This is a genomic window from Pantoea sp. PA1 (genome assembly GCF_056856975.1).
The window spans coordinates 227,265-240,665 of sequence record NZ_JBXGEE010000003.1; the positions used below are offsets into that span (position 1 = coordinate 227,265).

Consider the following 13,401-nt stretch of genomic DNA (forward strand, 5'->3'; position numbering starts at 1 on the left):
TCAGCAGAAACGAATTCACACTTTTTATTTTTATGATCAAAAGCAGGAAGGCAAGGGAGATTAATGTTGCCGATTTAATTTTACAGGTATGGGAAGCAAGATATAAATCCATCTCTGCCAATAATATCTCTCAGCTTTTCTATCTGTTGAGAAAAAAAGTTCAGATAATAGACCCCCTTATGAATCTGACATACTCAAAAAGCAAAGGCGTTCAGTTTTTTATACCCAAAGGCCTCGTTTTTATCACCTGTAATGAAAAGCTCTACTTCTTTTTACAAAAGAAAATGACCTGGCTCAGGAAATTTACACGTCGCACTCTGTTTTTTATTTGAGCATTGCGCTGATCTTCATTATCACTATATCCACTCCAGGTACGACAGGAGGCGTTAACATGTCAGGGGAGATATATGAGAAATGAACATGAAACAATCTGGCTGGTGATCTTCTTGCTGATATCCTTTTTCGGGGGCGTAACAAGATATCTGTTAAGTGCTTACGCAGGAAAAGCAGCGCCAACGATACAAACACTTTTATCTGCGCTGACCATCTCAATTTTCTGGGGACTTCTTGGAGGTATTATATGTGTTAATTATGGATTAAATCTGTATGAAGCCATTGTTATAAGTGGGTCTGTCTCATTTTTCTGTGGTGGATGTGTTTACCGTTAAATCTGAAGAGGTTAAATAAGGACATTCTATGAGCAACCAGATTGCAACTGCATTCCCGTTAAAAACGTTCCGCACTGATTTTTTAAACTGGTCAAAAGAGACATCCGGGAAAAACATTCTCTCATGTTCACCTAAAACCAGTGCTGAATTACTCGATGTCATTAACTGGGCTGTTGATAATAAATTCAAAGTTCGCCCGGTAGGTATTCAGCATAACTGGTCAAGATTGACTATTGATAATAATGCTGACAACAGCGATGTTGTCCTGGTTGACATGACGAAACATCTTAATGCTGCAACGATAGTTAAACATGGTGATTACGGCTATGTCACGGCTCAGACCGGCATTCAGATGGAAGCTCTTGTTACTCTGCTTGAGAAAAAGAAATTAGGCTTTTATAGCATGCCTGCACCAGGCGATCTGACGCTTGGCGGTGTCCTCGCAATAGGAGGACATGGAACCGGCATCCCCTCTGTCAATGAAGAACGCCCCGCAGGGGGGAGCTGGGGGACCGTCAGCAATAACATTATCGAACTCAAAGCCATTGTGTGGGATGACAATCTTAAGCAGTACGTGCTAAAAACGTTCGAAAGAACCAACCCGGAGATATCAGCCTTTATGATTCATGTCGGGAGAGCATTTATTTATGAAGTTAAACTTCAGGTGCCGCGCAACAAGCGTTTACGCTGCCAAAGTTTTGTCAATGTTCCCGCCGTCGAATTATTTGGTCAGGAGGGTGAAGGTATCAGAACCTATACCTCCTATCTGGATAAATGCGGGCGTGCTGAGATCATCTGGTTTCCGTTTACTACCACACCATGGTTAAAAATCTGGACAGAGTCTCCAGCCTACAACAGGATATCTAAACCCGTCCATTCTCCCTTTAACTATCCTTTTTCGGATAATATTCCTGTTCAGGTTTCCGATTTGGTCAGGAAGATTCACAATGGCTTTCCGGAACTCACACCTTCATTAGGAAACCTGATGTTCAATCTGGTCAATATCGGACTTGGTGCGACAATCAGTAGCGACCTGTGGGGGTGGAGCAAAGATGTCTTGATGTATATCAAGCCAGACACGCTTCGGGTGACGGCTAACGGCTATGTCATCATCACCCGCAGAGAGAACATTCAAAAGGTACTCAGTGAATTTAAGGCGAAATATGAGAGCATGGTGGATATCTATAAAAAATCTAACGCTTATCCCATGAATGGTCCGATTGAAATTCGTGTGACCGGTTTAGATAATCCAGCTGATACCGATATTGCTGGTGCTGTTCCTCCTGCACTCTCCGCAGCCCGGCCTGTTGATGCTCACCCTGAATGGGATGTTGCAATCTGGCTGGATAATCTGACAATGCCTGGTACTCCTGACTCACTGAAGTTTTTCAGAGAGTTGGAAGAGTGGGTGTTCAATCACTATTCTGGCGATTATGCAACGGTACGCGTTGAGTGGAGCAAAGGCTGGGGATATTCAGAAAAAGATGCCTGGGATAATGAGACGGTTATCGACACCCTTATTCCTGATAGCTTAACTCAGGGTATCACCGATGGGTATGACTGGCGTTTTGCAAAAGCGACGCTCGATAAGTATGACCCTCACTACCTCTACTCTTCACCTTTAACCATGAGGCTTTTTAAAGCGACCCTATAGTCATCATTCGGTCACTGTGAATGAAGCCACCTAAACGGTGGCTTCATATCCGGATAGCTTATTTTTAATCACCCCATTCCTCATTGAAATGGTAGTTAATCTGACTGGCATCGCCACCCAGCGCACTGCCTAATGAAGCAATCGTTGTAAATATAGCAAAGCCAATCGAGTCAAGGGCGTGATGAATGCTTCCTAAGCCGATGGCATCCAAAAGCCTCCCTGGAAAAGAGAGCAGGGGGGTATTGAATAAGTCGTTAATCAGCTTTACACCACCAACAATAATTTCACCAACGTTGCCACCTGAGACTGAGTTTACTTCGCTTATAGTAAGTTCACGCATTGAAATTTCCTTATCACAATAATAAATGGCAAATTTATTACAAAATAATTCCGCCTTCAATTGATGGTTGCATAAGCCAGACAGGCTGTCAATAATCCGGAAGCCAACCTCTTTTCATGATAAAATAATAAATCTTCTCCAGCCTGATATCCGGAAGGAGTCGTTTAAATTATTTGTCATTATTCAGGATGTCTATTTCCGGTTTTTTATTGTGCCGTCGCGATCTCAGTATCGGTGGCATGTTAATTCGCTCACGCTTTTTCTGAAACAGAAATTCCCCGGCTTTTCACTGCCCGCGTTCGATATTAGTGTGGCCTCATCATCTGCAAAGGGTTATTACTGGTTAACAGGAAAAACCTGAGCGTCTCACGGTTTCTGCCACTGTGAGGCGCTCAGGTTTTTTTGCCTTGCTCGTCCCTTCAGCTGGCTGGAACTGCAGCCCGGCATTCAGTACTGGCATCGCCCGGCGGGTATCGCCCGCACTCAGGATGCCTGGGTGACGAAACGTAAAACCGTGGAGACATTTTAAGTTTCCCTGTGGAGCAGGATCGCCGTCACGCTTTTCACCTAGGCAGATTGAGGTCCGTCTCAAAAATGGTAGAGTGCGCGTACTGGATTGTTACTGCTCAGGCAGGCAAAACCTGATTTCTGGCGTCAGCCGGAGGTCAGGTTTTTTGTTTTTGGGGTCTGGATGAAAATCGCCAAAGTGCTTAATAACAATGTGGTGGTGGTTCAGGACGAACAGGGACGTGAGCAGGTCGTGATGGGCCGCGGACTGGCTTTTCAGAAGCGTGTCGGGGACAGTCTTGATACCGCGCAGATTGAGAAAGTATTCGCGCTGCAAAGCGATCTTCTGGTGCGCCGTCTTGAGGAGTTACTGAACCAGATCCCTGCTGAGGTCATGACGACCTGTGACCGGATTATCAACCTGGCAGCACAGCGATTAGGGAAACTGCAGGAGAGTCTCTACATCACATTAACGGATCACTGTTTCTTTGCCATCGAGCGGCAGAAGAAGGGGCTGGCGATAAAAAACGTGCTGCTCTGGGATATCAGGCGACTCTATCCCCGGGAGTTTGAGCTGGGTCAGGAAGCCCGCGCCATCATCGCCCGTCGTCTGAATGTGGAACTGCCTGAAGATGAAGCCGGATTTATCGCGCTTCATCTGGTAACGGCTCAGCTCAACAACGAAATGCCGGAAGTGATGGATGTGACGCGGGTGATGCAGGACGTCCTGCAACTGGTGAAGTATCAGCTGCAGCTGGACTATGACGAGTCATCGCTGAGTTACCAGCGGTTCGTCACTCATCTGAAGTTTTTTGCTCAGCGGATGCTGACACGAACCGTCGTTGATGACGATGATGTGTCACTCCATACCGCGGTTAAAGAGAACTATCCCAAAGCGTGGAAATGCGCGGTGAAGATCGCGCAGCATCTGCAGCAAAGCTATCAGCGTGATCTGACAGCGGAAGAGATGATGTTTCTCGCCATTCATATCGAACGGGTGAGAAAAGAGGGGCGTTAACCCCCTGAACCTGGATTGTTACTGCGTAGTGCAGGCAAAACCTGAGCGCGGCCTCTGAAAAGAGGTCGTTCTCAGGTTTTTTTATTTTTGGCTCCCTCAACGGATGTCTGCGGACATTGCTTGTAAGGAAAGAGAGATGGAATATCAGAAACTGGCGCAGGAGATCCTCAGCCATGTGGGTGGTAAAGCGAACATCGTCAGCCTGGAGCATTGTGCCACCCGGCTTCGTTTCAGACTGAAAGAGAGTCAGAAGGCAGATGCGGAGGCACTGAAGAAAAACCCGGGTGTGATTATGGTGGTTGAAAGCGGCGGTCAGTTCCAGGTCGTCATCGGCAACCATGTGCATGCGGTCTGGCTGGCGGTTCGCGCTGAAGCGGGACTGCGCGATGACGCCCCTGTCGCAACGGATGAAAACGACAGTGGCGGTAATCTTTTCAGCCGGCTTATCGACATCATTTCAGGTATTTTCACCCCCTTTATCGGCATTCTGGCCGCTTCGGGCATTCTTAAAGGCCTGCTGGCCCTGGCTGTGGTCTGCGGCTGGCTTTCCGTTGAGAGCGGCACCTATAAAATCTGGTTTGCTGCCAGTGATGCGCTGTTCTTCTTTTTCCCGCTGGTGCTGGGTTACACAGCCGGTAAGAAGTTTGGTGGCAATCCCTTCATCACCATGGTGATCGGCGGGGCACTCACCCATCCGACCATGATCGCCGCCTTTAATGCCAGCCAGCAGACCGGCGCAATGGCGGACGCGTTTCTGGGTATCCCTGTCACCTGGTTCAACTACAGTGCGTCGGTCATTCCGGTGATTCTTGCCGCGTGGGTGAGCTGCTGGCTGGAAAAACAGAGCAACAGGCGGCTTCCTGCCTCAATGAAGAACTTTTTTACGCCCCTGATCTGCCTGGGCGTTACCGTGCCGCTCACTTTTCTGGTGATTGGCCCCGTGGCCACCTGGCTGAGCATGATGCTGGCCAACGGCTACCAGTGGATTTATGCGCTGGCCCCCTGGCTGGCTGGCGCCGCCATGGGTGCGCTGTGGCAGGTCTGTGTGATCTTTGGTCTGCACTGGGGGCTGGTGCCTCTCATGATCAACAACCTGGCGGTGCTGGGGCACGACTCAATGCTGCCGATGCTGTTGCCCGCCGTCATGGGTCAGGTTGGCGCCGCGCTGGGGATTTTCCTGCGCAGCCGTGATGCCCGGCAGAAGGTGCTGGCTGGCTCGTCCGTGACAGCAGGGATTTTTGGTATCACCGAACCGGCTGTGTATGGTGTCAATCTGCCGCTGCGTCGTCCCTTTATTTTTGGCTGCGTGGCGGGTGCTATCGGCGGGACGATTGTCGGCTTCAGCCACACACACGTTTACTCCTTTGGTTTTGCCAACGTCTTCACGATTGCTCAGATGATCCCGCCCGGCGGGGTCGATGCCACCTTATGGGGCGGGATTGCCGGAACAGTGCTGGCGCTGGTTCTGAGCTGTGGCATGACCCTGCTTGCCGGTATGCCCAAAGCCGCCGCCCCTGTGGCGGCGACAGCCCGCTCCTCAGACGAAAACGCGATCCTTTCCCCGCTGTCTGGCACCGTGCTGGCGCTCGATCAGGTGCCGGACGCCACGTTCGCCAGTGGCCTGCTGGGACGCGGTGTCGCCATCATTCCGCTTGATAACAAAGTCATCGCGCCATTTGCCGGTGAGGTCGCCTCGCTGTTTCAGACCCGGCACGCCATCGGCTTACTGAGTGATAGCGGCGTCGAGCTGTTGATCCACGTCGGCATCGATACGGTGAAGCTCGACGGCAAGCCGTTTATCGCACACGTCAGCGCAGGCGACAAAATTCAACCGGGCGATCTGCTGCTGGAATTTGATCGTCAGGCGATCCTTGATGCCGGCTATGACCTGACCACTCCCATCATTATCAGTAACAGCGATGACTACGCTGATGTCATCACGGCCGCAGCCAGCACCGTGACGGCCGGACAACCGTTACTCAGCCTCAGCCATCAATAACAGGAGAACAGCATGAAAACTTTCCCGGATTCATTTTTATGGGGCGGCGCCGTTGCCGCAAATCAGGTGGAAGGGGCCTGGCGTGAGGCGGGTAAAGGCCTTTCGACCTCCGACCTTCAGCCGCAGGGGATTTTTGGTCCGGTTTGCGAGCGGGGCCCAGGCAGTCACAGCCTCAAGGATGTGGCGATTGATTTTTACCACCGCTATCCGGAGGATATCCGCCTGTTTGCCGAGATGGGTTTCAGCTGCCTGCGGGTCTCAATTGCGTGGACACGCATCTTTCCGCAGGGTGATGAGCAGCAGCCTGAAGAGGCGGGTCTGGCTTATTATGACCGGCTGTTTGACGAGCTGGCCGCGCACAACATCACGCCACTTGTGACACTGTCACACTATGAGATGCCCTGGGGACTGGTGACGCAGTATGGGGGCTGGGGCAATCGGCGGGTGATTGATTTCTTCAGTCACTACGCCCGCACCGTCTTTACCCGTTACCGGCATAAGGTCAGACTCTGGCTGACCTTTAATGAGATTAACATGTCGCTGCACGCCCCTCTGACCGGGGTGGGTCTGCCGGAAACCGCCAGCAAAGGAGAGGTGTATCAGGCGATTCACCATCAGCTGGTCGCCAGCGCGCTGGCGGTAAAAGCCTGCCATGAGATTATCCCTGACGCCCAAATCGGCAACATGCTGCTGGGTGGGCTGGTCTATCCATTGAGCTGCAAACCCGAAGATGTTCTGGAAGCGCTGCAGGAGAACCGGACATGGCAATTCTTTGGCGACGTTCAGTGCCGTGGCGCTTATCCGGGCTACATGTTGCGCTTCTTCCGCGACAACCATATTGCCCTTGAGATCACCGACGCCGACCGTGAAGCGCTGAAATCGACCGTCGATTTCATCTCTTTCAGCTACTACATGACCGGCTGCGTCACCGCCGATGACGCGCTGAATCAGCAGCTACGGGGCAATATCCTGAGTATGGTGCCGAACCCCCATCTGCCCGCGTCTGAATGGGGCTGGCAGATTGATCCGATCGGCTTGCGCACGCTGCTCAATCTGCTGTGGGATCGCTATCAGAAGCCGCTGTTTATCGTTGAGAATGGGCTAGGCGCGAAAGATAAACCCGATGCCGCCGGGGTCGTCCAGGATGACTACCGCATCAGCTACCTCAACGATCATCTGGTGCAGGTCCGTGAGGCGATTGAAGATGGCGTGGAGGTCATGGGCTATACCAGCTGGGGCCCGATCGATCTGGTCAGCGCATCGAAAGCCGAACTCTCTAAACGCTACGGATTTATCTACGTCGATCGCGATGACAACGGCGAGGGTTCACTGGCGCGCAGCCGCAAGAAAAGCTTCTACTGGTATAAAGAGGTCATCGCCACCCGAGGAGGATCGCTGAAAGGGTGATCGCCGCGGGAAAGCGACATCGCGCTGCCTGCGATCTCTTTTCCCTCCGTGCAAAACCGGCTGAGTCAGGGTGTCTCGCCGGTATTAACCTGATAGCGGGTGCTCCTGCCGCCGCCTTCCAGACGGTAAAGGCACCCTTTTTCGACCAGATCCGCCAGATGTCGGGTTGCGGTCGCTTTACTGACTTTTGCCACCTTCTGATACTGACTGGCGCTGATCCCCTGTTCAAATCCCTGCTCGCCGCCATCCAGCAGCCGGTTCAGCACTTTAACCTGCTCCTGACTCAGTCCCGTTCCCTGATAGCGCAGCCAGAATCGCGCCTTAATCTGCGTGCGGTCAATCACGCTCATCGCCTGTTGCAGGCTCTCATCAAGGATATCCAGAAACCACACCAGCCAGCGGGTGATGTCAGTGTCGCCTTTTTGCGTCTGTTCCAGAATGCGGTAATAGTCCGCACGGTGCGCCAGAATGGCGGGAGACATGGCGTAGAGACGGATACTCTGACTGTCGGCCTGCGCCAGTGCCAGGTCGGTAAGTGCCCGCGTGATGCGGCCGTTGCCATCATCAAAGGGATGCAGGGTCACAAACCAGAGGTGACAGATCGCGGCCCGCAGCAACGGGTCGAGCATGACGTCCTGCTGGCTCTGGTTAAACCACGCAATAAACTGCGCCAGCTGCGGCTCCAGTCCGTCACGCGGCGGGGCTTCAAAATGGACGGTAGGCCGGTCGATACGCCCTGAGACCACCTGCATCGGCTCGCTGCCACGCAACATCCCGACGCTCAGACGCTGCACCGTCCATTCATCTGCCGGAAACAGCCAGTGATGCCACTGATACAGTCGCTCCATCGTCAGCGGCTGGCTGCGGTTGTTGATCGCGTCCAGCATCATCGCCGCCAGGCCTTCTGAGCGGTCAGAGACCGGCCAGGGCTGCTCTTCCGTGACGCCCAGTCGCCGCGCCAGCGACGAGCGGACCGACTGCACGTTAACCCGCTCCTCTTCAATGGCCGATGAGGAGAGGATATTACTGAGCAGGGTATCCAGCGTCTGGCTTTCGCTGTCGGGGTGCAGACTGGCGCGGCCCAGCAGCAGGCCGCGCTGCTGCTGCAGATGGCGCAGGCGCGGTAACAGCACGGCATCCTGCCAGTGAAAGTGGGGCCAGTCGGCCTGTTGCCAGATCCAGTGGGTGTTCATCGTCAGCTCAGGGTCAGGAAATGAGCCGAATCACGCACCTTATTCGGCTCACAGAATGAGGCGATAATAACAAACAATCGGCTCACAGAATACGCTGGCGAACCTGAAGACAGAAAAAAGGGCCCGAAGGCCCTGTCTGTTTAGCGGGAGAACTGAATAAAGGTGTCTGAGTAGTAATGTACAATCCAGGCAACATAAGCCAGCCAGATAATTAACCCACCTGTTAAACCGAATTTACCAATCATTGATTTCTCTCCACAGTGATAAGGGTCTGCAGCAATGTTTTACATAAACTGACAGTTGTGGAGAGCGGCTGTATTGTCGCAGATCAAAAAAATCCCGTTCACCATTCACGACATAATCCCTTAGCGATCAATTTCCCCGAAATAATCAGGCGGCGTTCTGCGTGCCGCAGGCTGAGCGCAGGGTAAAGTTCAAAAAAACGCCGCCGATAGATGATCTCAGGAGCACTATAACCACAAGGAGGTAAAGAGCAGGATCATTTCCAGGGGAAAAAATATGTCCAGTTCGTTACTAAAAAAGAAAAAAATGAGTACCCGTGCGCAGATGTTGCTCATGGGCGGTTTAACCATCACGCTGGGCTTTACCGTCACCATAGGTGTCCTCAGCTGGCAGTCCGGTAAAGAGCAGAAAGCGCTGGCAGAGAAGTATCTGCAGCAGATTGCCCAGAGCCGGGGTCTGCAGGTGCAGCAGGAGCTGACACATGCGCGCGATGTGGCCAGTCATCTTGGACAAAGTCTGATCGCTTTACCGCATGCAGGCATTACCGATCGTAAGGCAGCGGACAAAGTGATGGAATATGCGCTGCGCGCCAATCCGGAGTATCTGTCGATGTCAGTGATATTCGAACAGAATGCGTTCGATGGCCGCGATGCGGAGTTCGCCACCCAGCAGGGTCAGGCGCCACAGGGCCGCTATGCCTGGTTTGTTGACCGCGATGCCTCAGGCCATTACGCCATGCATCCTCTGCTTTCTTACCTCACGCCGGGACAGGGCGACTACTATCTCATCCCGCAAAAGTCTCAAAAAGATACGCTTACCGAACCCTATAGCTACGCCTATAACGGCGTGCCGACATTACTCACTTCGGTGGCTGCGGTGATTATGGATCAGGGCACGCTGAAGGCGGTCGTCACGTCAGATATTTCGCTGTCCTCGCTGCAAGCGAAAGTGAACCAGATTAAACCCTGGCAGGGCACCGGCTATGCGCTGCTGCTCTCCAATGGCGGCAATGTGGTCTCATCGCCGGTTAAAGAGGAGGCCGGAAAACCCTGGAAAGGCCAAACCGATAACTTTACCTCGAAGGTGGTGCAGCATTTTGATGCGGTACTGGGTGAAGAAGCGCTGGTCACCTGGCAGCCGGTCGTGATCGGCAACAGCGATAAGCCCTGGTATCTGGGCGTGGTCGCGCCGGTCAGCCAGGTGATGGCCGCCGCCAACCGCCAGCTGATGTGGGCGGTGATCCTGATGGTGGTGAGCATTCTGCTGGTCGGTACGGTGCTGGGTATGCTGTTCAGCCGTAAGGTGCTGCGTCCGATTGGCGGCGAGCCGATTGAAGCGGCTCAGATCGCGCTGGCGGTAGCCGATGGCAAACTGGATAACGCGATTGCCGTGCAGAAGGGCGATCGCAGCAGCCTGTTCTTTGCCCTTGAGACCATGCAGACCCAGCTGCGACAGATTGTCGGACAGATTAAAGATGCCAGTGAATCGGTGCGTCAGGGGGCGGGGGAAATTGCCAGCGGCAACCTCAACCTGGCGTCGCGCACCGAGGAGCAGGCTGCCGCGCTGGAGCAGACCGCCGCCAGCATGGAGCAGATTAGCGCCACGATTCGTCTGAACGCCGACAACGCACAGCAGGCGACCAGCCTGACCGAAAACGCCACGCACATCGCCAGCCGCGGTGCCACGCTGGTCGGTGAGGTCGTGCAGACCATGGCGCAGATCGATGACAGCTCGAAAAAAATTGGCGATATCACCACGATGATCAACAGCATCGCTTTCCAGACCAATATTCTGGCGCTGAATGCGGCAGTGGAAGCGGCGCGTGCTGGAGAACAGGGACGCGGCTTCGCCGTGGTCGCCAGTGAGGTGCGTAATCTGGCCCAGCGCAGTGCCAACGCTGTGAAAGAGATTGGCGCGCTGATCGAAGAGTCAAGCGTGCGGGTCGAAAGCGGCGTCCGGCTGGTGAACGATGCCGGTAAGACCATGCAGGAGATGATGCAGGCGGTGAACTCGGTGCAGGGGATTATCGGTGAGATTGTCACCGCCTCTGACGAGCAGGCGCGTGGCATCAGTCAGGTCACGATTGCCGTCAACGAGATGGATGGCACCACCCAGCAGAACGCCGCGCTGGTGCAGCAGATGTCCGCCGCCGCCAGTTCACTGGAGGATCAGGCTCAGCAGCTGGCGCAGACGGTGGAGCAGTTTCACCTGGCATAAAACGCACTGATAACGCCGTCGCTGCCGGACAGGGCGACGGCGCAGACCTCTTCCGCAAAGTCGCAACACCCGCCACCCCTGGCGGGTTAGCCCTCTGTGTGGGCTGTCTGATGCAGATTGATTACGCCTCTGTCAGACGCTCACCGCTGACGGCATCAAACAGGTGCATCCTGTCCGGATTAACCGTTACCGGCAGCGTGCCACCCGGCACGGCATCACTGCGGCCGCTCAGCTGCATATGCAGCAAAAATCCCTGCCACGCCAGATGTAACAGCGTCGACTCCCCCGTAATCTCAACGATATTCACCGTCGCCGGTTGCCCGGTGACATCGGTGATCAGATCGTGAGGGCGCACGCCCAGCGTGACCGGCTGACCCGCCTGCTGCTGTGCGGCACGGTGCCAGCGGGAAGGGAGCCGCAGCCACTGCTCACCACAGCAGACGCCAGGCACGGCGTCCCGTACTTCAAAGCGGGCATCCAGCAGATTCATCGGTGGTGAGCCGATAAACCGCGCCACGAAGGTGTTAACCGGGCGATCATAAATCGCCAGCGGCGCACCCTGCTGCACGATAACGCCATCCTTCATCACCACGATCTGATCGGCCAGGGTCATCGCTTCGACCTGATCGTGGGTGACATAAACCATGGTGGTTTTAAAACGCTGATGAAGCGATTTGATTTCGGCGCGCAGCTCCATCCGCAACTGCGCATCCAGGTTCGAGAGCGGCTCATCGAACAAAAATACCTGCGGGTTGCGCACCATCGCCCGGCCCATCGCCACGCGCTGCCGCTGTCCGCCCGATAAAGCCCGGGGATAGCGCTGCAACAGCTGATCGATGCCGAGAATGCCCGCAATCCGGGCGATTTTGCTCTTCTGCTCCTCGCGCTTCACCTTTTTCACCTGCATATGAAACGCCAGGTTCTCAGCGACGGTCAGGTGCGGATAGAGCGCGTAGCTCTGAAACACCATCGCGATATCCCGGTCGGCGGGGTCGAGATCGTTAATGCGCTTTTTGTCGAGCAGGATGTCGCCGTCAGAGACGCTATCCAGACCGGCAAGCAGCCGCAGCAGGGTGGATTTACCGCAGCCGGAGGGACCGACCAGCACGGTAAAAGTGCCGTCAGGAATGGTTAAATCCAGCGGCTGCAGTACGCTCTGTTTACCGTAGCGCTTCGCCACCTGTACAAGTTCAACACTGGCCATGGTCAGCGCACCTCATTTGAAAGTTGGAGTTGTTGCCAGCTGGGATAGCGGCGCGGTGAGCTACTGATTGCCTGTGACGCCACGTCAATGCCCCAGCGCAGGGCGGTATGAGAGGAGTGCTGATAGAGCAAGGCGGTGAGAAAACCGGCATTGAAACTGTCCCCCGCACCGATGGTGTCGACTACCGTGACCGGTTGTGCGGCGGCAAATTGCACAGAGGCGGCAGACCAGAGGCGTGCGCCCTCCGCGCCGCACTTGATCACACATCCGCCGCGGCCGCTGAGCCGGGCTGACAGCTGTTTGCCGCTCTGCTCAAGCAGCTCTGCGCCCGCCAGACCCAGCGCCTCCACCTCATTCAGCAGCAGCCAGTCGCAGTCCGCTAACCATGCCGCAATCTGTAAGCGAAGGGCATCGCTCCAGCCCGCTGGCGGCCAGCCGGTGTCCACCGCCACACAAAAACCACGCTGCTGTAAGGTGGCCAGCAGCGCGGGATAGTGTGCATAAAGTTCCAGGCAGAGAAAGGTGCCGCACAGCAGCACGATGTCACCCGGGGCGGCCTGCGGCGGCAGCTGAGCCAGCACATCGTCGACGGTCAGCAGGGTGATGTGCCCGTAGTTGCTGAGAAAGGAGCGTTCGTTATCGGGGTGAGTCACGCCCACCGTCAGTGACGTCTCGCAGGCGTAGCGCGGCCACTGCTTCGCACTGTGCGGAAAATGGCTGGCCAGCCAGTGACTCAGACCATCATTACCCTGGTTGGCGATAGCGCGATGCGGCACCTGCATCGCCTCCAGCGCCAGCGCGCAGTTTCCGGCCGAGCCGCCGGGCCGAAGCTCACTGTGCTGCAGCATCACTTCGGTGCCGCGCTGCGGCCAGTCACTGAGCGTACTCATGATTAAATCGACGTTGATATTACCCACCACATAGAGGGTGGCGACAGTGGAATGGTTCATA

Annotated in this window: 10 protein-coding genes and 1 pseudogene; 7 read left to right on the forward strand and 4 right to left on the reverse strand. The window is 54.6% G+C overall.

Annotation, left to right across the window (positions count from 1 at the left end; all coding sequences use genetic code 11):
• The first annotated feature begins 407 nt into the window (after positions 1-407).
• On the forward strand, positions 408-668 hold the full coding sequence (locus tag AC1V0D_RS14570) for a phage holin family protein (protein WP_325974313.1): 261 nt from the start codon (positions 408-410) through the stop codon (positions 666-668).
• A 28-nt stretch (positions 669-696) separates the two neighbouring features.
• The gene (locus tag AC1V0D_RS14575; RefSeq protein WP_482907653.1) at positions 697-2,322 is read left to right on the forward strand and encodes a cholesterol oxidase substrate-binding domain-containing protein; all 1,626 of its coding nucleotides are present in this window, start codon (positions 697-699) and stop codon (positions 2,320-2,322) included.
• A 64-nt stretch (positions 2,323-2,386) separates the two neighbouring features.
• Here the strand turns inward: AC1V0D_RS14575 and AC1V0D_RS14580 are convergent, their stop codons facing one another.
• Positions 2,387-2,662: a hypothetical protein gene (locus tag AC1V0D_RS14580; protein WP_009092952.1), complete on the reverse strand. Its 276-nt coding sequence runs from the start codon at positions 2,660-2,662 to the stop codon at positions 2,387-2,389.
• Positions 2,663-3,074: 412 nt separating this feature from the next.
• Between AC1V0D_RS14580 and AC1V0D_RS14585 the strand changes: the two are divergent.
• From AC1V0D_RS14585 to AC1V0D_RS14600, 4 genes and pseudogenes are all read left to right on the forward strand, one after another.
• Positions 3,075-3,191: pseudogene (locus tag AC1V0D_RS14585) on the forward strand (hypothetical protein); the annotation flags it as partial.
• A 162-nt stretch (positions 3,192-3,353) separates the two neighbouring features.
• On the forward strand, positions 3,354-4,187 hold the full coding sequence (licT, locus tag AC1V0D_RS14590) for a BglG family transcription antiterminator LicT (RefSeq protein WP_009092953.1): 834 nt from the start codon (positions 3,354-3,356) through the stop codon (positions 4,185-4,187).
• A gap of 136 nt (positions 4,188-4,323) precedes the next feature.
• Positions 4,324-6,186: a PTS beta-glucoside transporter subunit IIABC gene (bglF, locus tag AC1V0D_RS14595; RefSeq protein ID WP_482907654.1), complete on the forward strand. Its 1,863-nt coding sequence runs from the start codon at positions 4,324-4,326 to the stop codon at positions 6,184-6,186.
• 12 nt (positions 6,187-6,198) lie between these two features.
• Positions 6,199-7,593: a glycoside hydrolase family 1 protein gene (locus tag AC1V0D_RS14600; RefSeq protein WP_337021751.1), complete on the forward strand. Its 1,395-nt coding sequence runs from the start codon at positions 6,199-6,201 to the stop codon at positions 7,591-7,593.
• Positions 7,594-7,658: 65 nt separating this feature from the next.
• Here AC1V0D_RS14600 and AC1V0D_RS14605 read toward each other — a convergent pair whose 3' ends face one another.
• Positions 7,659-8,786, reverse strand: coding sequence for a Fic family protein (locus tag AC1V0D_RS14605; RefSeq protein ID WP_009092956.1), 1,128 nt, complete (start codon positions 8,784-8,786; stop codon positions 7,659-7,661).
• Positions 8,787-9,305: 519 nt separating this feature from the next.
• Here AC1V0D_RS14605 and AC1V0D_RS14610 point away from each other — a divergent pair.
• A complete protein-coding gene (locus AC1V0D_RS14610; protein WP_482907655.1) occupies positions 9,306-11,246 on the forward strand; it encodes a methyl-accepting chemotaxis protein in 1,941 nt (646 codons plus the stop codon).
• 121 nt (positions 11,247-11,367) lie between these two features.
• On the opposite strand, the gene AC1V0D_RS14615 is transcribed toward AC1V0D_RS14610, so the two are convergent.
• The gene (locus AC1V0D_RS14615) at positions 11,368-12,450 is read right to left on the reverse strand and encodes an ABC transporter ATP-binding protein (protein ID WP_482907656.1); all 1,083 of its coding nucleotides are present in this window, start codon (positions 12,448-12,450) and stop codon (positions 11,368-11,370) included.
• 2 nt (positions 12,451-12,452) lie between these two features.
• Complete coding sequence (locus AC1V0D_RS14620) at positions 12,453-13,400, reverse strand: carbohydrate kinase family protein (RefSeq protein ID WP_482907657.1); 948 nt, start codon at positions 13,398-13,400, stop codon at positions 12,453-12,455.
• Between the last annotated feature and the right edge of the window lies 1 nt (position 13,401).